Raw genomic sequence first — 19286 nt, 5'->3', positions numbered from 1 at the left:
AAGCCAGTTTTTAACCACCATGCCGGTTATGTTAGAAATCGCTCGGACGCTTGTCAACCGGCATGGTGGTTAGATACGATCGCGTCATGAGTAAAACGCAACCTTCCGTCACGACGGACTGCCTGATCCCGGCGCCGGCCGAAACGTTGAGCCTCGATTTCGCGAACACGCTGTACTGGCGCGGCAGCGACCCGCCGACCGAAACTTTCGGCACGATCGACGACCTGTTCGCGTGGTGCCGCGAGCAGGCGGGCGTGCCGGCCCGCCTGACCGACGCATGTCGCGTGCCCGACAAGGAGAAAGGGGAAGAGAACGGCGACGAGCCGGCGATGCTGGCGCACGCACTCGCGTTGCGCGAGGCGCTGTACCGGCTCTTTCACGCCCAGGCGGAGCAGCGCGAGCCGCAGGCCGAGGATCTCGCGCTGCTCGGCGGTTTCCTCGCGCAAGCGCCGCCGCGGGTTGCGCTGGCGCGCGTTGACGGCCGCTATGTGTGGCGGATCGACGCGTCGGGTGCGACGCTCGCGGGGCTGTTGAGCCCGGTGCTGTGGTCGGCGATCGACCTGCTCGGCGGCGCGCGGCTCGCGAAGGTCAAGCGCTGTGCGAACGATGCATGCCAGTGGCTCTTCATCGACGACAGCAAGAACGGCAGCCGCCGCTGGTGCTCGATGTCGTCGTGCGGCAATCGCGCGAAGGCGTATCGCCACTATCACAAAGCCGAATGACGGCGCGGCCCGCACCTATTTCGCCGACAACTTCCGCCACAGCGTCGTCTTGCTGATGCCGAGCCTCTCACAGGCGCGATCGCGATCGCCGCCGCACGCGTCGAGTACCGCGCGGATCTCGTCGGCTTCCGCGCGACGGCGCCGCGCCTGGAGCGTCGGTGCATCGTCGGCGCCGGCGCCGGCCGCGTCGCGCGGCGCGGCGAACAGCTCGGGCGCGATTACTTGCAGCGCGCCGGGGGCGAGCGCCGCGCACGCGGCGGCCGGATCGCTTTCGTCGACTTCCTCGGCCAGCTCCACCGCGATCCGCTCGACCACGTTCTGCAGTTCGCGCACGTTGCCGGGCCAGCGGTAGCGCGCGAGCGTCGCTTGCGTCGCGCCGAGCACGCGCAGCGCGTCGTCGGTGTCGCGCACGCGATCGGCGAGGCGGGGCTCGCGCCGCGCGGCCTGCACGAGCAGCGTCGCCGCGAGCGCGGGGATGTCGGCCGCGCGCTCGCGTAGCGGCGGCAGGCCGATGTTCAGGATGTTGAGCCGGTAATAGAGATCCGCGCGGAACGTGCCGGCTTCGACGGCCGCAAGCAGCGGCCGGTGCGTCGCGGCGATCACGCGCACGTCGATGCGGATCGGCTCGGTCGAGCCGAGGCGGATCACCTCGCGCTCCTGCAGCACGCGCAGCAGCCGGCTCTGCAGCGACGGCGGCATTTCGCCGATCTCGTCGAGAAACAGCGTGCCGCGGTGCGCGGCCTCGAACAGGCCGGTCTTGCCGCCGCGCCGCGCGCCGGTGAATGCGCCTTCTTCATAGCCGAACAGCTCGCTCTCGAGCAACGCTTCCGGAAACGCGCCGCAGTTGACCGCGACGAACGGATAGCTGCGCCGCGCGGACAGCCCATGCAGGCTCTGCGCGATCATTTCCTTGCCGGTGCCGCTTTCGCCGAGCACGAGCACGGTCGCGTCGGACTTCGCGTAGCGGCGCACGAGCGCGCGCACGCGCGTCATCGGCGCCGAGGCGCCGATGACGTCGTCGAGCGCGTAGCGTGCGGCGAACTGTTGCGTGGTGGGCTGCGAACGCAATGCGCGATCGAGCCGTTCGACCGCGCGCGATTCCTGGAACGTCAGCACGCTCCCCGACGTGACGCCGCGATCGACCAGCGGCCCGCGGTGCACGACGTAGCGCACCCCGCGCACGGTCGCGAGCGCGTCGCCGTCCTCGCCGCGCAGCGTGCGCAGCTCGGGCCGCAGGTCGACGAGCGCGCGGCCGACGGCCGCCGCGGGTTCGACCCCGAGCGCCGCCGCGAGCCGTTCGTTGATCGCCTCGACGCGGCCGTGTGCGTCGAGCGCGACCACGCCGTCGCGCAGGTGCTGCAGCAGCGTGTCGAGCCGCTGGCGGCGGAAAGCCTCGGCGTGCGTCGCATACGCGACTTCGAGCGCCGTCTCGACGGCCTTGCGCACCGACGCATGCGAATACAGGAATACCGCGCCCATGCCGACGCTGGCCGCGAGATCGGTGACGAGGCCCGGGCCGACGATCGTCTCGATGCCGCGATCGCGCAGGTCGTGCACGCAGGCTTCCGCTTCCTGGGCGGACTGATATGACGCAAACTGCACGTCGAGGCCGTACGCGGCGACGAAGCGGCGCACTTCGGGCGGCGTTTCGCCGGCGCTGACGAGCGCGATCCGCGCGGCGTCGCGCCGCGCGCGCGCGAGCGCCTGCATCACGTCGAAGCCGGTCGGCGACACGACCACCACCGGCACCTGCGCCCGCGTTTTCAGGAAGCCGCCGTTCGAGCCGGCCGCCACGATCACGTCGGGCCGCGCGGCGCCGGCCTCCGCGAGCGCGCTCAGCGCATCTTCATAGGCGCGCGTGACGATGCGCACGTCCGCGCGTTCGTCGAATTCGCCGGCGATCTCGCGAAACAGCTCGCGCAGCCGGCTGATGCCCATTGCCCAGATGCGCGGACGTACCGTGCGGTCGGCCGGGCCGACGGGCTTGGTCGAGGAGAGGTCCATGACGGCCGATTATGCGCGCGAGATTTCATTTTTGAAACATGAAATCGCTAAATTGAAATCGCGGGGCGATGCCACGCACACGGCGGTGGCTTAAGAATCAGTGGGTTAGCGACGTTTCGCAAGCTGGCCCGGTCCTTGCTGTTATCGAGCATTCCATCAGGAGGCCGTTCATGAGCAATACGCATCTTCAGAGCGCCGGCGCGAAGTTCCGCGCGGCAGTCGCGGCCGAGCAGCCGCTGCAGGTGGTCGGCGCGATCACCGCGTACGCGGCCAAGATGGCGCAGGCCGTCGGCTTCAAGGCCGTGTACCTGTCGGGCGGCGGCGTCGCCGCGAACTCGCTCGGCATCCCCGACCTCGGCATCAGCACGATGGAAGACGTGCTGATCGACGCGACCCGGATCACCAACGCGACCGACCTGCCGCTGCTGGTCGACATCGACACGGGCTGGGGCGGCGCGTTCAATATCGCGCGCACGGTCCGCTCGTTCATCAACGCCGGCGTCGCGGCCGTGCACCTCGAGGACCAGGTCGGCCAGAAGCGCTGCGGCCATCGTCCGGGCAAGGAAGTCGTGCCGATCGACGAAATGGTCGATCGCGTGAAGGCCGCGGTCGACGCGCGCACCGACGACCAGTTCGTGATCATGGCGCGCACCGACGCAGCCGCCGCGGAAGGGATCGATTCGGCGATCGAGCGCGCGGTCGCGTACGTCGAAGCCGGCGCGGACATGATCTTCCCGGAAGCGATGAAGACGCTCGACGACTACCGCCGTTTCAAGGCCGCCGTGAAGGTGCCGATCCTCGCGAACCTGACCGAGTTCGGCTCGACGCCGCTGTTCACGGTCGACGAGCTGCGCGAGGCGAACGTCGACATCGCGCTGTACTGCTGCGGCGCGTATCGCGCGATGAACAAGGCCGCGCTGAATTTCTACGAGACGCTGCGCCGCGACGGCACGCAGAAGGCGGCCGTGCCGACGATGCAGACGCGCGCCGAGCTGTACGACTTCCTCGGCTATCACGAATACGAGCGCAAGCTCGACGAACTGTTCGCGCAGGGCAAGAAGTAACGCGGCCCGCACCCCCCGATACCCATTGGAGAAGGAAAACATGAGCGAGACGAAAGACGCAGCAGCACCGGCCGCCGCAGGCGCATTCAAGCCCAAGAAGTCGGTGGCGCTGTCGGGCGTGACGGCCGGCAACACGGCGCTGTGCACGGTCGGCAAGACCGGCAACGACCTGCACTACCGCGGCTACGACATTCTCGACGTCGCCGAATCGTGCGAGTTCGAGGAAATCGCGCACCTGCTCGTGCACGGCACGCTGCCCAACCTGACCGAACTGGCCGCGTACAAGACCAAGCTGCGCGCGCTGCGCGGCCTGCCGAGCGCGCTGAAGGCCGCGCTCGAACAGATCCCGGCGTCGGCTCACCCGATGGACGTGATGCGCACCGGCGTGTCGGTGCTCGGCACCGTGCTGCCGGAGAAGGACGACCACAACCTGCCGGGCGCGCGCGACATCGCCGACCGCCTGATGGCGTCGCTCGGCTCGATGCTGTTGTACTGGTATCACTTCTCGCACAACGGCAAGCGCATCGAAACCGAAACCGACGACGACTCGATCGGCGGCCACTTCCTGCACCTGCTGCACGGCAAGACGCCGTCGAAGTCGTGGGTCGAGGCGATGCACACGTCGCTGATCCTGTACGCGGAGCACGAATTCAACGCGTCGACGTTCACCGGCCGCGTGATCGCGGGTACGGGCTCGGACATCTATTCGGCGATCACCGGCGCGATCGGCGCGCTGCGCGGGCCGAAGCACGGCGGCGCGAATGAAGTCGCGTACGAAATCCAGAGCCGCTACAGCTCGCCGGACGACGCCGAAGCCGACATTCGCCGCCGCGTCGAGAACAAGGAAGTCGTGATCGGCTTCGGCCATCCGGTCTACACGATCTCCGATCCGCGCAACAAGGTGATCAAGGGCGTCGCGCACAAGCTGTCGAAGGAAGCGGGCGACACCAAGCTGTACAACATCGCCGAGCGTCTGGAATCGGTGATGTGGGACGCGAAGAAGATGTTCCCGAACCTCGACTGGTTCAGCGCGGTGTCGTATCACATGATGGGCGTGCCGACCGCGATGTTCACGCCGCTGTTCGTGATTTCGCGCACGTCGGGCTGGAGCGCGCACATCATCGAGCAGCGCATCGACAACAAGATCATCCGCCCGAGCGCGAACTACACCGGTCCGGAAGACCTGCAGTTCGTGCCGATCGAGAAGCGCTGATCGCCCGCCGCGCACGCCGGCGCCCCGCGATGGGGGCTGTCGGCGCGCGCGGCACGTCTTACCCCGAATTCCGCCCCACATCATGAATACCGCCAACCGCAAACCCCTGCCCGGCACGTCGCTGGACTACTTCGACGCGCGTGCAGCAGTCGACGCGATCGCACCCGGCGCGTACGACACGCTGCCGTACACCTCGCGCGTGCTCGCCGAAAACCTCGTGCGCCGCTGCGATCCGGCGATCCTCGCCGATTCGCTGAAGCAGATCGTCGAGCGCAAGCGCGAACGCGATTTCCCGTGGTTCCCGGCGCGCGTGGTGTGCCACGACATCCTCGGGCAGACGGCGCTCGTCGATCTCGCGGGCCTGCGCGACGCGATCGCGGACGGCGGCGGCGACCCGGCGAAAGTGAACCCGGTCGTGCCCGTGCAGCTGATCGTCGACCACTCGCTCGCCGTTGAATGCGGCGGCTTCGACCCGGACGCGTTCGCGAAGAACCGCGCGATCGAGGATCGCCGCAACGAGGATCGCTTCCACTTCATCGAGTGGACGAAGAAGGCGTTCGAGAACGTCGACGTGATCCCGCCGGGCAACGGCATCATGCACCAGATCAACCTCGAGAAGATGTCGCCGGTGATCCAGGTGCAGGACGGCGTCGCGTATCCGGACACCTGCGTCGGCACCGACAGCCACACGCCGCACGTCGATGCGCTCGGCGTGATCGCGATCGGCGTCGGCGGGCTCGAAGCCGAGAACGTGATGCTCGGCCGCGCGTCGTGGATGCGCCTGCCCGACATCGTCGGCGTCGAGCTGACCGGCAAGCGCCAGCCCGGCATCACCGCGACCGACGTCGTGCTCGCGCTGACCGAATTCCTGCGCAAGGAGAAGGTGGTCGGCGCGTATCTGGAATTCCGCGGCGAAGGCGCGGCGAGCCTCACGCTCGGCGATCGCGCGACGATCTCGAACATGGCGCCCGAGTATGGCGCGACGGCCGCGATGTTCTTCATCGACGGCCAGACGACCGACTACCTGCGCCTCACCGGCCGCAGCGACGAGCAGGTGAAGCTCGTCGAGACCTACGCGAAGGCGGCCGGCCTGTGGGCCGATACGCTCGCCAATGCGCAATATGAGCGCACGCTGACGTTCGACCTGTCGAGCGTCGTGCGCAACATGGCCGGCCCGTCGAATCCGCACAAGCGGCTGCCGACGTCCGATCTCGCCGCACGCGGGATCGCCGGTCAGTGGGAAGAGAAGCCGGGCGAGATGCCCGACGGCGCGGTGATCATCGCCGCGATCACGAGCTGTACGAACACGAGCAACCCACGCAACGTGATCGCCGCGGCGCTGCTCGCCCGCAACGCGAATGCGAAGGGCCTGACGCGCAAGCCGTGGGTGAAGAGCTCGCTCGCGCCGGGCTCGAAGGCGGTCGAGCTGTATCTGGAAGAAGCGAACCTGCTGCCGGAACTCGAGAAGCTCGGCTTCGGCATCGTCGCGTTCGCATGCACGACCTGCAACGGGATGTCGGGCGCGCTCGACCCGAAGATCCAGCAGGAGATCGTCGATCGCGACCTGTACGCGACCGCCGTGCTGTCGGGAAACCGCAACTTCGACGGCCGCATTCATCCGTATGCGAAGCAGGCGTTCCTCGCGTCGCCGCCGCTTGTCGTCGCGTACGCGATCGCCGGCACGATCCGCTTCGACATCGAGAAGGACGTGCTCGGTCACGATCAGGACGGCAAGCCCGTTACGCTGAAGGATATCTGGCCGACCGACGAGGAGATCGACGCGATCGTCGCGTCGAGCGTGAAGCCCGAGCAGTTCCGCAAGGTCTACGAGCCGATGTTCGCGCGCAGCGCCGACGCCGGCAAGCGCGCGGCGCCGCTGTACGACTGGCGCGCGCAGAGCACGTACATCCGCCGCCCGCCGTACTGGGAGGGCGCGCTGGCCGGCGAGCGCACGCTGAAGGGCATGCGGGCGCTCGCGGTGCTCGGCGACAACATCACGACCGACCACCTGTCGCCGTCGAACGCGATCCTGCCGAACAGCGCGGCCGGCGAATACCTCGCGAAGATGGGCCTGCCCGAAGAAGACTTCAACTCGTACGCCACGCACCGGGGCGACCACCTGACCGCGCAGCGCGCGACCTTCGCGAACCCGACGCTGATCAACGAGATGGCGATCGTCGACGGCGCGGTGAAGAAGGGCTCGCTTGCGCGCGTCGAGCCGGAAGGCAAGGTCATGCGGATGTGGGAAGCGATCGAGACGTACATGAATCGCAAGCAGCCGCTGATCGTCGTGGCCGGCGCCGACTACGGCCAGGGCTCGTCGCGCGACTGGGCCGCGAAGGGCGTGCGGCTCGCGGGCGTCGAGGCGATCGCCGCCGAAGGCTTCGAGCGGATTCACCGCACGAACCTGATCGGGATGGGCGTGCTGCCGCTCGAGTTCAAGCCGGGCACGAACCGGACGACGCTCGGCATCGACGGCACCGAAACCTTCGACGTGATCGGCGAGCGTACGCCGCGCGCCGACCTGACGCTCGTGATTCACCGCAGGAACGGCGAGCGCGTCGAGGTGCCGATGACGTGCCGGCTCGATACGGCCGAGGAAGTGTCGATCTACGAAGCGGGCGGCGTGCTGCAGCGTTTCGCGCAGGACTTCCTCGAATCGTCGCAGGCAGCCTGACCGGCTCAAACAGGGATAACGCAAACATGGCTCACATTCCTCAAATCAGGATTCCCGCCACGTACATGCGCGGCGGCACCAGCAAGGGCGTGTTCTTCCGGCTGCAGGACCTGCCGGATGCCGCGCAGGCGCCGGGCGCCGCGCGCGACGCGCTGCTGCTGCGCGTGATCGGCAGCCCCGATCCGTACGGCAAGCAGATCGACGGGATGGGCGGCGCGACGTCGTCCACCAGCAAGACGGTGATCGTGTCGAAAAGCACGCGGCCGGGGCACGACGTCGACTACCTGTTCGGCCAGGTCGCGATCGACAAGGCGTTCGTCGACTGGACCGGAAACTGCGGCAACCTGTCGGCGGCGGTCGGCCCGTTCGCGATCGGCGGCGGGCTCGTCGATCCGGCGCGCGTGCCGAGGGACGGCGTCGCGACCGTGCGGATCTGGCAGGCGAACATCGGCAAGACGATCGTGGCGCACGTGCCGATCGTGAACGGCGCGGTGCAGGAGACGGGCGACTTCGAACTGGACGGCGTCACGTTCCCGGCCGCCGAAGTGCAGCTCGAATTCATGGACCCGGCCGCCGAGGAAGAAGGCGCGGGCGGCTCGATGTTCCCGACCGGCAACCTCGTCGACGATCTGGCCGTGCCGGGCATCGGCACGCTGAAGGCGACGATGATCAACGCGGGCATCCCGACGATCTTCGTCGACGCGGAAGCGATCGGCTATACGGGCACCGAGCTGCAGGACGCGATCAACGGCGACGCGAAGGCGCTCGAGAAATTCGAGACGATCCGCGCGCACGGCGCGCTGCGCATGGGCCTGATCGACACGCTCGACGAAATCGCGACGCGGCAGCACACGCCGAAGATCGCGTTCGTCGCGAAGCCGGCCGACTACGTCGCGTCGAGCGGCAAGCGCGTGAACGCGGGCGACGTCGACCTGCTGGTGCGCGCGATGTCGATGGGCAAGCTGCACCACGCGATGATGGGCACGGCGGCGGTCGCGATCGGCACGGCCGCAGCGATTCCCGGCACGCTCGTCAACCTGGCGGCGGGCGGCGGCGAACGCAACGCGGTGCGCTTCGGCCATCCGTCGGGCACGTTGCGCGTCGGCGCGGAAGCGCAGCAGCAGGAGAACGGCGAGTGGACCGTCACCAAGGCGATCATGAGCCGCAGCGCGCGCGTGCTGATGGAAGGCTGGGTGCGAGTGCCGGGCGACGCGTTCTGATCGTTGCCGGCGGTATCGGCGCAGATGCGGGCGGCTTCGGCCGCCCGCGTCGTTTTCGTCAGCCGTGCAGGAAGCGGCGCAACGCGTCGTGGCTCAGGCGGCGCGCCGTTTCGGCGATGCGCGCGCCGGGCACGATGTCGAAACCGTGCACGCCGCCGGGCAGCACGTGCAGTTCGGTCGGCACGCCCGCGCGGAGCAGGCGCCGCGCATAGTCGAGGTTTTCGTCGAGGAACAGGTCGAGCGAGCCGACCGACAGGTACGCGGGCGGCAGGCCGTCGAGCCGCGTGGCGCGCGCGGCGGCCGCGTAGGGCGACACGCCGTCGATGCCCGGCGCGTGACCGAGCAGCGAGGTCCAGCCGAACCGGTTGTTGGCCGCGTGCCAGACGAACTCGCCGGCATGCGGGTGCGGCGTGCGCGTGCAGGTGCGATCGTCGAGCATCGGGTAGATCAGATGCTGGAACGCGAGCCGGTATTCGCCGCGGTCGCGGGCCAGCAGCGCCAGCGAGGCGGCGAGTCCGCCGCCCGCGCTCTCGCCCGCCACGCCGATCCGCGACGCATCGATGCCGAGCGTATCGGCATGGCGGAAGATCCATGCGAGCGCCGCGTAGCAATCCTCGATCGCGCCGGGAAACACGGTTTCAGGCGCGAGCCGGTAGTCGATCGAGATCAGCGCGCAGCCGAGCTGCGTCACGAGCGACCGGTGCACCGCCTCGAGATCCTTCGCCTTGCCGCGCACGAAGCCGCCGCCATGCAGGTGAACGATCGCCGGAAGTGGCCGCGCGTGATCGCCAGGCAGGTAGACGAGGACCGGGACGTCCGGCGCACCGGCGGGGCCGGGCACCGTGCGGTGTTCGAGCGTGCTGCCGGCCAGGTCGGGCGGCGGCAGCGGCAGCACGCGTTCGCGCGACTGCGCGAGGTTGTCGATGCCGAGCGTGACGGTCGGCCAGGTCTCGAGCAGCGGGCGGATTTCGGGGTCGACGAGATGCAGGGTGTCCAACGCATGGCTCCATCGTGAAGGTGGGCGGTGCACCGCGGTCAGAGCGCGCTGCGCGCGATGACCCAGCGGTGCACCTCGGTCGGGCCTTCGAAGATGCGCATCAGCCGCGCTTCGCTGGCCATCTGCTGCAACGGCATTTCCTTCGTCATGCCCATCGCGCCGAGCGCCTGCATCGCATGATCGATGACGCTCGACGCCATTTCGGTGGCGAACACCTTGACCATCGAGATCTGCGTGCGTGCATCCTGCCCGGCATCCACGCGCGCGGCCGCTTCGTAGGTCATGAGGCGGCACGCGTGGATCTGCGTGAGCGCGTCGGCGACCCACCACTGGACCGCCTGGCGTTCCGCGAGCGGCACGCCGAAGGTCTTGCGCTGTTTCGCATGGTCGCACAGCATCGCGACCGCGCGCTCGGCGCGGCCGATGCACCATGCGGCCATCTCCAGCCGCCGGTTCGCGAGCCGTGCCTGCATCGGCGCGAAGCCGGCACCTTCCTGGCCCAGCAGTTGCGCGGCGGGAATGCGGCAGTCGTCCAGCACGATTTCGTAGGTCGACAGCCCGCCGATCATAGGGATCCGCCGTTCGATGATGAAACCGGGCGTGCCGCGGTCGACGATGAACGCCGACATGCCGCCGCGCTTGCCCTTGCTTCGATCGGTGAGCGCCATCACGATCGTCCAGTCGGCTTCGGGCGCGTGGCTGATCCAGATCTTCCGTCCGTTCAGCACCCAGCCGTCACCGTCGCGCACGGCCGTCGTCGACAGCGCGCCCGGGTCCGAGCCTGCGCCCGGCTCGGAGATCGCCATCGCGGCACGCGTGACGCCGCGTGCGTACGGTTCGAGATAACGCGCGCGCTGCGCGTCGTCGGCCACGTCGCACAGCATCCGCAGGTTCGGCGAATCGGGCGGCAGGATGTACGGCGTCACGGTCGTGCCGATCGCTTCGTTGACGCCGACCATCGCGACGGCCGGCAGGTCCGAGCCGCCGGCGTCGAGCGGCGCGTCGAGGCCCCACAGGCCGAGCTGCCGGGAACGCTCGTCGAGGTGGGCGCGTTCTTCGTCGAGCAGCCCGAAGCGCTGGCCGTCGGCCTCGCGGGCCATGACCGCTGCTTCGAGCGGGATCAGCTCGTCCTGCACGAAACGTGCGACGAGGTCGCGGATCATCCGGTGTTCGAGTTCAAGGTCGAAATTCATGGGAGTCGATGAGGGTGAATAAAGGGAGGTCGATGCCGTCAGCCGGCGTTCGTGCGCGACACCGCGCGGGTGCGCAGCGTGCCGAGCAAGGCGACGGCGCCGGCCGCGAGCAGCGCGGCGTTGAAATAGAGGCCGCCGCGCATCGACCCGGTGGCCGTGTTGAGCACGCCCATCAGGAACGGGCTCGCGAACCCGCCGATCGCGCCGGACATCGTGATCGCCGCGATCGCGACCGCCATCGAGCGCTTCGGCAGCGCGAGCCCCGGCAGCACCCAGAACGCGGGCAGCGCCGCGGCGTGCGTGGCGACCGCGACGCAGAGCGCGATCATCAGGTGCGATGTGCCGGTGGTGCTCGCCAGCCCGGCGAGCGCGGCCGCGCACGCGAGCATCGCGACCGCGCCGTGCCCGCGCCATTCGCGCCGCCGCTCGGTGCGCCAGCCCATCGCGAGCATGCCGACGATGCCGCACAGGTAGGGCAGCGCGGACAGCACCCCGATCCGCATCGCGCCATGCAGGCCGCCGCGATGCAGGATCACGGGCATCCAGAACACGAGCGCATAGCCGGCGGCCGCGATCGCGAAATTCGCCGCGCACAGCAGCCAGAAATCGCGGTGGGCAAGCAGCGGCCGTGCCGCGTTCGCGTCCGGTGTGGCGGCTTCGGCGTGCACGTGCGCGGCGCGCAGCGCGGCCTTGTCGGCGTCCGACAGCCAGCGCGCGTCGTCCGGCCGGTCGTCGAGAAAGCGCAGCGCGACGAGGCCGAGCACGCTGCTCGGCAGCCCTTCGACGAGGAACAGCCACTGCCAGCCGCTCAGGCCGGCGGCGCCGTCGAAGAACGAGAGGATGGCGCCCGACACGGGGCCGGCGATCAGCCCGGCGAGGTACAGCGCGGTCATGAACAGCGCGAACGCCTTCGCGCGCTGCCGCGGCGGATACCACGCGCCGAGATAGAACAGGATGCCGGGGAAGAAGCCGGCCTCGAACACGCCGAGCAGGAAGCGGCACGCGTAGAACTGCGCGGGCGTCGTGACGAACATCGTCGCGGCCGAGCCGAGCCCCCACAGCACCATGATCCGGGCAATCGTCTTGCGTGCGCCGATCCGCGCCAGCAGCGCGTTGCTCGGAATCTCGAACGCCATGTAGCCGATGAAGAAGATGCCAGCCCCGAGCCCGTAGACGGCGTCGGAGAAGTGCAGTTCGGCGGCCATCTGCGCGTGCGCGAAACCGATGTTGATCCGGTCGATGAACGACAGCGTGTAGCAGAGGATCAGGAACGGCAGCAGCCGGCGCGAGATCCGGCGGTAGAGCGCCTGCGTCGCGTGATCGCCGGCGGCGGCCGCGTGCGTGGAAAGGGTCGGGGTCATGGACACTCCGTCAGAAGCGGTGGGCGATGCCGAGCGCGAACACCTGCCCGGTGCCGCCCGGTTGCGGCTGCAGGCCGACGACGACCGTGTTGCGGGCGTCGCCGCCGTTCTTCACGTACAGATAGCGGGCGTAGAGCGACGTGCGCTTCGACAGCGGATGGTCGTAGCCGATGCCGAGCGCGGTCGCGTCGTTCGCCGAGCCTTTCACGTCGCGACGCACGACCGAGACGAGCACGCGATCGAGCGCGCCGACGTTGATCGACGCGCCGGCGCTCGCGGTCGAGAACGCTGGCAGGTGCGCCGCCGTGCCGACGCCGTACAGGAACGCGGCGTACAGCTTGACGCGCGCGAATGCGTAGTTGGCCGCGAACACGTAGTGGCGCGTCGTCGACGGCGAGACGACGGGCGCCAGGTTGCCGGCCGACGTGTCGCCCTGGAAGCCGGCGCCGAGATAGAGCCCGCCGATCCGGTACTGGAGCCCGGCGCCGTAGTTGCGCCCGGCCTGCGTGGACAGCGCGTTGGGCGTCGGAAAGCCGTACGTGGCCATCACGCGCAGGCCTTTCCAGTCGGGGCTCAGATACGACGCCGCCTGGTTGAAGCGCGGAATCGGCGGCGTCGTGTTGCTCGTGATCGTGTCCGTCGACGTCGCGAGCAGCGCGAGCGGCGACAGCCGTTCGTTGAGGCCGAACGGATCGCCGTCGTACACGATGTAGAACGCGGGCGTGTATTGGCGGCCGAGCCGAAGGTCGCCGTAGCGCGTGTTCTGCAGCGACACGTAGGCCTGCCGGTAGAACAGCGTGCCGCCCTGGAACGATCCGTCGGCCGGCGAGAAGCCGCTTTCCAGCACGAACTTCGTCGACGTGCCGCCGCCGAGATCCTCGACGCCCGTCAGTCCGATGCGGCTCGTCGACGATCCGCCGCCGCTTTGCCGCAGGCTCGACAGGCTGCCGACGCGGTCGAATTCGACGTAGCTGTCGACGATCCCGTACAGCGTGACCGACGATGCGTGCGCCGACGTGGCGCTCAGCACGCACGCGCCGATCAGGAATGCTTTCCGTTGCATGAAGGTGTCTCCGTTCCATGTCTTGTTGTGGCGCGCCCGCGTTCTGGGAGCGGTTGCGCGCGGGGTGCCGCCGTGCCGCGTCGGTTCAGCGCCCCTTGAATACCGGCTTGCGTTTCTCGAGAAACGCGCGGGCGCCCTCGATCCGGTCCTCGCTCGCGTAGACGTCGGGGCCGACGTCCAGCCGCAGCGCGGCGGCCACCGGCAGCCCCTGGCTGCGTGTCGCGGTTTCCTTGATGCGACGGATCGTGAGCGGCGCGTTTTCGGAGATCGTCCGCGCCAGTTCGCGCACGGTGTCGTCGAGCGCGGCGGCGGGGACGACGCGGTTCAGCAAGCCGACGCGCTGCGCCTCGTCCGCGTCGAGGCGGCGGCCCGTGAACAGCAGCTCCATCGCGATCGCGCGCGGCAGCAGGCGCGGCAGCAGCACGCTCGCGAAGTTCGCGCCCATCCCGACGCGCGCCTCGGGCAGCGCGAAGGTCGCGTGATCGGCGGCGATCCGCAGGTCGCACGCGAGCGCGATTTCAAAGCCGCCGCCGACGGCGAAGCCGTTGATGGCCGCGATGGTCGGCTTGCGCAGTTCCAGGATCAGCTCGTGCACGTTGCGGGCGAGCCCGCGCATCGGCCGCATCCCGCGAATCTCGGGATCGCCGAGATCGACTCCCGCGCTGAATGCGCGCTCGCCCGCGCCGCGGATCACGATGACGCGGATCGACGGGTTGTCGTCGAGCGTGACCAGTTCGTCGCACAGGCGCCGGATCGCGTCGGCGGACAGCGCGTTGGCGACGTGCGGGCGATGGATCGTCAGCCACGCGATGCCGTCGTCGTCGTTGCGCAGGATCGACGGGGCGTCGTCGTCCGTCAGCGAGGAAAATGCGCCCGGCGTGGTCATGACGCGCTCCCGGCAGTATTCGCGCGCGTGTCGTGGAGCACGCCCGCCTGCCGCAACGCGTCCCGGCGCGCCGCGTCGATACCGAACGCGTCGAGCACGGCGTCGGTGTCGGCGGCGAACGGCTGCGGCGGCCGGCGTATCGATCCGGGCGTACGGGAAAGCTTGGCGGGGATGCCCGCGCCGGTGTACGTGTCGGTGTCGACGAACATCGCGTTGCGAGCGGTTTGCGGATGGCCGAACGCGTCGGCGACGGTGTTCACCGGCCCCGTCGCGACGCCCGCGTGCATCAGCCGCTCGACGACCTCGTCGGCACACAGCTCGGCGGTCAACTGGCCGAGCAGCGTGTCGAGCGCATCGCGATGCGCGACGCGCTGCGCGTTGGTCGCGAACCGTGGATCGCGCGCCAGCTCCGGCACGCCGAGCGCTTCGACGAGCCGCGCAAACGTGCGATTGTTGCCGGCGCCGGTCGCGACCGGCTTGTCCTTGCACGGATAGACGCCGTACGGCGCGATCGCGCCGTACACGTTGCCGGTCGCGACGGGAACCTCGCCGGTCGCCATCCAGCTCGTGCTGACCGGATGCAGCATCGACAGCGCCGTGCTGAACAGGTCGATGTCGACGTGCTGGCCGAGGCCGGAGCGCGTCCGTTCGACCAGCGCAAGCAGGACGCTCGATACGGCGCTCATGCCGGCCGCGAAGTCGACGACCGGAAACGGCACCTTGAGCGGCATGCCGCCCGGTTCGCCGTTGATCGACATGAAGCCGGCGAGGCCCTGCGCGACGGCGTCGTAGCCCGGGAACCGCGCGAGCGGGCCGTCGGTGCCGTATCCGGAGATCGAACAGTGGACGAGGCGCGGAAAGCGCTCGCGCAGGCAGTCTTCGTAGCCGATGCCCCAGCGTTCGAGCGTGCCCTGCTTGAAGTTGTCGACCAGCACGTCGGTTTTCTCGAGCAGGCGGAACAGCACGTCGCGTCCGTCGGGATGCGACAGGTCGAGCGCGAGATTGAGCTTGTTGCGGTTGAGCCCCCAGTAGTAGCTGGAGAGGCCGTTCGGCATCGCGGGCCCCCAGTCGCGCGTTTCGTCGCCCTGCGGCGGTTCGATCTTGATGACGTCCGCGCCGTGGTCGGCGAGCGTCTGCGCGCAGAACGGCCCCGCATAGACGCGGCTCAGGTCCACCACACGCACGCCCGCGAGCGCGCCTTCGTTACTGCTGGTCATGACGATGTCTCCTTCGATGGGGATGCGATGCGCCGGCAGACCGGCACGCGCCGGCTGCACGGCCGTGATGCGTCGGGGTTCAGCCGCGTGCGGCGAAGAGTGCGTCGACCGCCGCGCGATGTTCCGGGGTCGCGTGCGCGAACGCCTGGTACGACGCCGACAGGTCGAGCACCGTGTCGAGGCTTGCATGGCGGCTTTCGCGCAGCAGGCGCTTGGTCAGGCGCAACGCGGTGCCCGAGTGGCGGGCGATGCGGCCGGCCAGTTCATGGGCGTGCGCGAGGAGGTCGCCGTCGGGCACGACGCGCGACACGAGCCCGCAGCGCAGCGCGGCCTGCGCGTCCAGTGCATCGCCCGTGAACGACATTTCCGCGGCGACGGCGGCGCCGACGATCTGCGGCAGGAACCACGCGCCGCCGTCGCCCGGCACGAGGCCGAGGGCGATGAAGCTCTCGGCGAAGCGCGCGCGGTCGGCGGCGATGCGGATGTCGCACATGCACGCGAGGTCGGTGCCGGCGCCGATCGCCGGGCCGTTGACCGCTGCGATGGCCGGCACCTCGAGTTGCTGGAACGCCCGTGCAAGGCGCTGAATGCCGTGGCGGTAGCCGGACCGGATCGCGGCAAGGTCGTGCGACTCCGATTCCATGAATGCGCGCATCGCCTTCACGTTGCCGCCCGACGAGAACGTCGTGCCGGCGCCCGTCAGGACCAGCACGCGGATCGACTCGTCGCGGTTCGCGTCGTCGCAGCATTCGGTCAGCGCATCGATCGCATCGGTGTCCGAAATGGCGTTGCGGGTTTCGGGACGGTTCATCGTGACGGTCAGGATGGGGCCCTGCCGTTCACGGATCAGAAAGGCTGCCATGATGTCTCCGTGTGTTCTGTGCCGCGGGGCTTCACGCCGCGGGCCGAAGCCTAGTATCGTCACGACGGTTGGCGGCGGGAAATTCCGTTCCACATATGTGGAAGGCCCGTCCCGGTTGCAGCGGAGAGGGCGGGATGAGCGGAAACGTGGTCAAGAGCGCGGCGCGCGTGTTCGAGGTGCTGGAACTCTTCAGCGCATTGCAGCGGCCGCTGAGCGTGCGCGAGATCGCCACGCGTTGCGGGTATCCGGGGTCGAGCGCGGCGGCGCTGCTGACCAGCATGAAGGCGCTCGGCTATCTTTCGTACGACGACGCAACCCACGCGTATGCGCCGACCGCACGGCTCGTCAACCTCGGCGAAGCGCTCGTCGATTCCGCGGCCGGCAGCCGGCGGCACTGGCATGCCGTCGCGAAACGGCTGGCGCTGCGCACGCACGAGGCGGTCGTGATCGCGGTGCAGAGCGACCTGTACGTGCAGTACATCGACGCGGTCGAGGGCTCGCATACGATTCCGATCCAGTTCTACGCGCCGATCGGCACGCGTCGCGAGATCTGCATGTCGGGGCTCGGCTGGGCGCTGCTGAGCCTTCAGCCGGACAGCACGATCCGCCGGCTCGTATCGCGCAGCATTCGCCGGATCGGGAAATCGGGCAGGACGATCGACGAGGACGTCGTGCTCGACAAGGTCGAACAGACGCGCCGGCTCGGTTATTCCTATTCGGCGCATACGGTCACGCAGGGCGCCGCGATGATCTCGATGGTGATCGCGGACGGCTGGAACGGCCTGCCGCTGGCCATGGGCGTGGCCGGGCCCGTCGAGCGGATCGGCGCGCGTCGCGACGCGATCGTGCGGGCGATGCGGGAGGCGCTGGACGCGCAGCGTACGGATGCGGCGGCGGGCTAGCCGGCCGAGGCCGGCGCACGCAGGCATTCGCATAGAATCGGGCGGTTTCGCCGCTCTTGTCCCGACTGCATTTCAGCGAGGCTGTCATGTCATTGAACGCGCCGCTTTCCGGCATCCGCATCATCGAATTCGAAGGTCTCGGCCCCGGCCCGCTCGCGGGCTGGATGCTCGCGGGGATGGGGGCGCGGATCACGCTGATCGCGCGCCCGGCCGGCCGCACAAGCGCGCCGGACGCATTGAAGGCCCGCGACGGCGACCTGCTGCGCGAAGGCAAGACGATCGTCGAACTCGACCTGAAGTCGCCGGCCGGCCGCGAGGCCGCGCTCGACCTGATCGCGCGGGCCGATGCGCTGATCGAGGGCTTGCGGCCCGGCGTGATGGAGCGGCTCGGCCTCGGGCCTGAAGATTGCGCGCGTCGCAATCCGAAGCTGGTGTACGGGCGCATGACGGGCTGGGGCCAGCACGGCCCGCTCGCGGCCGCGGCCGGGCACGACCTGAACTACGTCGCGCTGACCGGGCTGCTGTCGCTGTCCGCGCCGTGCGACGGCCGGCCGGGGTTGCCGCCGACCGTCGTCGGCGATGCGGGCGGCGCGCTCGGGCTCGCGTTCGGAATCGTCTGCGCGTTGCTCGACGTGCGCGGCGGCGGGCCGGGGCGGGTGGTCGACGGCGCGATCGTCGACATCGTGTCGATGCTCGGTTCGCTCGCGCTGTGGGCGCGCGCGAACGGGCAGCTCGACGGTGCGCAGCCGAGCCTGTTCCACGATGCGCCGTTCTACGACGTGTATCGCTGCGCGGACGGCGAATGCGTGACGATCGGCGCGCTCGAACCGCCGTTCTACGCGCTGCTGGTCGAACGGCTCGGGCTGACCGACGTCGACCCCGCGTCGCAGTACGACCGCGCGCACTGGCCTGCGCTGAAGGCGCGTTTCGCGGCGGTGTTCGCGCAGCAGCCGTCCGCGCACTGGCGCGCGCTGCTCGAAGGCACCGACGCGTGTTTCGCGCCGGTGCTGAGCGTGGCCGACGCGGTCTCGCATCCGCATAACGCGGCGCGCGGGATCTATCGGACGGATGAGCACGGGAACGTGCGGGCGCGGGTGGCGCCGCGGTTTTTGCCGTTGGCGGGGGATGACGCCGCTTAGGGCTGTCTTTCAGGAGGCGGCTTCCGTTCGTCGACGGCCCCGTGCTGGTGGTCGCGGTCGGCCGCCGCGAGCGTGATGCGGTTTATCTGGCTGCGATGAAACGCTAGCGCGACAGGCGTCGCGGCATCGACGCCCGGGCTCGGCAACTCACGCCGTTTCCTCCGGCGCATCCGGCATCTTGCCGTCGCCGACGCGGTTGATCGTGCCTTGCGCGATCGCGACGAGCCGCTCGTGGTCGCCGTCGATGACGAACACATGGCACTGGCAGGTCGCCTGGTGCCGGCCCGCGTAGACGAGCTTCGCGCGGGCGACGAGCGTGCCGTTCACGGCCGGCCGCAGGTAGTTGATCTTGTATTCGGCGGTGATCACGCGCGGGCCGAGCACGAGCGCGCCGGCGAACGTCAGCGCGTTGTCCGCGAGATAGCTGATGACGCCGCCATGCACGAAACCGTGCTGCTGCCGCAATTCCTCGCGCACCGGCAGACACAGCGACACTTCGTTGTCGCCGATATGCATCAGCTCCGTGCCCAGCAGCATGCTGAACGGCTGCGCGCGCAATGCGCCACGCGCGTGGTCCGTGATGTCGGTCATCGCTTTCCTTCGAAATGAGTGCCCGCTTGCGCTGAACTCTAGGAAGGGGGCTCCGGATAAGCAAGGAAATTCGTCCGCGTTTCGTGCAAAATCCCGGCGCGATGCGACGCGATTATTGCGCCGAATACGCAAGATCTCCGCGTTTGCGGGCGATTCGACGCGAATGCGCGAGCGA

The 19286-nt window shown here is 69.2% G+C and carries 16 protein-coding genes and 1 pseudogene; 8 read left to right on the top strand and 9 right to left on the bottom strand.

What is annotated here, in order from left to right:
• The first annotated feature begins 62 nt into the window (after positions 1-62).
• A complete protein-coding gene (locus tag CFB49_RS27840; protein WP_089492938.1) occupies positions 63-722 on the top strand; it encodes a CGNR zinc finger domain-containing protein in 660 nt (219 codons plus the stop codon).
• Positions 723-737: 15 nt separating this feature from the next.
• On the opposite strand, the gene prpR is transcribed toward CFB49_RS27840, so the two are convergent.
• Entirely contained in the window at positions 738-2726 is a 1989-nt protein-coding gene (gene prpR, locus CFB49_RS27835) for a propionate catabolism operon regulatory protein PrpR (RefSeq protein WP_089492937.1), read from the bottom strand.
• Between the two features lie 170 nt (positions 2727-2896).
• On the opposite strand from prpR, the gene prpB reads away from it, so the two are divergent.
• From prpB to prpF, 4 genes are all read left to right on the top strand, one after another.
• The gene (gene prpB / locus CFB49_RS27830) at positions 2897-3790 is read left to right on the top strand and encodes a methylisocitrate lyase (protein WP_006480320.1); all 894 of its coding nucleotides are present in this window, start codon (positions 2897-2899) and stop codon (positions 3788-3790) included.
• Positions 3791-3830: 40 nt separating this feature from the next.
• Complete coding sequence (gene prpC / locus CFB49_RS27825; RefSeq protein ID WP_069621646.1) at positions 3831-5003, top strand: bifunctional 2-methylcitrate synthase/citrate synthase; 1173 nt, start codon at positions 3831-3833, stop codon at positions 5001-5003.
• 82 nt (positions 5004-5085) lie between these two features.
• On the top strand, positions 5086-7680 hold the full coding sequence (acnD, locus tag CFB49_RS27820; protein ID WP_089492936.1) for a Fe/S-dependent 2-methylisocitrate dehydratase AcnD: 2595 nt from the start codon (positions 5086-5088) through the stop codon (positions 7678-7680).
• Positions 7681-7706: 26 nt separating this feature from the next.
• Entirely contained in the window at positions 7707-8900 is a 1194-nt protein-coding gene (prpF, locus tag CFB49_RS27815) for a 2-methylaconitate cis-trans isomerase PrpF (protein WP_069621644.1), read from the top strand.
• 58 nt (positions 8901-8958) lie between these two features.
• On the opposite strand, the gene CFB49_RS27810 is transcribed toward prpF, so the two are convergent.
• The 7 genes from CFB49_RS27810 to CFB49_RS27780 all read right to left on the bottom strand — a co-directional run bounded on the left by CFB49_RS27810 (position 8959) and on the right by CFB49_RS27780 (position 16479).
• Positions 8959-9897: an alpha/beta hydrolase gene (locus CFB49_RS27810; RefSeq protein WP_089492935.1), complete on the bottom strand. Its 939-nt coding sequence runs from the start codon at positions 9895-9897 to the stop codon at positions 8959-8961.
• A 38-nt stretch (positions 9898-9935) separates the two neighbouring features.
• The gene (locus CFB49_RS27805; protein ID WP_089492934.1) at positions 9936-11090 is read right to left on the bottom strand and encodes an acyl-CoA dehydrogenase family protein; all 1155 of its coding nucleotides are present in this window, start codon (positions 11088-11090) and stop codon (positions 9936-9938) included.
• A gap of 38 nt (positions 11091-11128) precedes the next feature.
• Positions 11129-12451, bottom strand: a complete 1323-nt coding sequence (locus CFB49_RS27800) for an MFS transporter (RefSeq protein WP_089492933.1) — start codon at positions 12449-12451, stop codon at positions 11129-11131.
• A gap of 10 nt (positions 12452-12461) precedes the next feature.
• Positions 12462-13514, bottom strand: a complete 1053-nt coding sequence (locus CFB49_RS27795; protein WP_089437264.1) for a porin — start codon at positions 13512-13514, stop codon at positions 12462-12464.
• Positions 13515-13599: 85 nt separating this feature from the next.
• A complete protein-coding gene (locus CFB49_RS27790) occupies positions 13600-14400 on the bottom strand; it encodes an enoyl-CoA hydratase/isomerase family protein (protein ID WP_089437263.1) in 801 nt (266 codons plus the stop codon).
• The gene (locus tag CFB49_RS27785; RefSeq protein WP_089493138.1) at positions 14397-15617 is read right to left on the bottom strand and encodes a CaiB/BaiF CoA transferase family protein; all 1221 of its coding nucleotides are present in this window, start codon (positions 15615-15617) and stop codon (positions 14397-14399) included. The genes CFB49_RS27790 and CFB49_RS27785 overlap by 4 nt, the downstream gene beginning before the upstream one ends.
• A 79-nt stretch (positions 15618-15696) precedes the next feature.
• Complete coding sequence (locus CFB49_RS27780) at positions 15697-16479, bottom strand: crotonase/enoyl-CoA hydratase family protein (RefSeq protein WP_089492932.1); 783 nt, start codon at positions 16477-16479, stop codon at positions 15697-15699.
• A 134-nt stretch (positions 16480-16613) separates the two neighbouring features.
• On the opposite strand from CFB49_RS27780, the gene CFB49_RS27775 reads away from it, so the two are divergent.
• The 3 genes and pseudogenes from CFB49_RS27775 to CFB49_RS37105 all read left to right on the top strand — a co-directional run.
• A complete protein-coding gene (locus CFB49_RS27775; protein ID WP_089437261.1) occupies positions 16614-17381 on the top strand; it encodes an IclR family transcriptional regulator in 768 nt (255 codons plus the stop codon).
• Between the two features lie 86 nt (positions 17382-17467).
• Entirely contained in the window at positions 17468-18520 is a 1053-nt protein-coding gene (locus CFB49_RS27770) for a CaiB/BaiF CoA transferase family protein (RefSeq protein ID WP_089492931.1), read from the top strand.
• A gap of 41 nt (positions 18521-18561) precedes the next feature.
• Positions 18562-18627 (top strand): annotated as a pseudogene (locus tag CFB49_RS37105) (addiction module antitoxin); the annotation flags it as partial.
• 40 nt (positions 18628-18667) lie between these two features.
• Here the strand turns inward: CFB49_RS37105 and CFB49_RS27765 are convergent.
• Positions 18668-19111, bottom strand: coding sequence for a PaaI family thioesterase (locus tag CFB49_RS27765; protein ID WP_011353771.1), 444 nt, complete (start codon positions 19109-19111; stop codon positions 18668-18670).
• Between the last annotated feature and the right edge of the window lie 175 nt (positions 19112-19286).

This window comes from Burkholderia sp. AU17457 (genome assembly GCF_002223255.1).
Taxonomy (GTDB): domain Bacteria; phylum Pseudomonadota; class Gammaproteobacteria; order Burkholderiales; family Burkholderiaceae; genus Burkholderia; species Burkholderia sola.
Note: the sequence above shows the minus strand (reverse complement) of the source record. Positions and strands in the feature narration are given on the sequence as shown.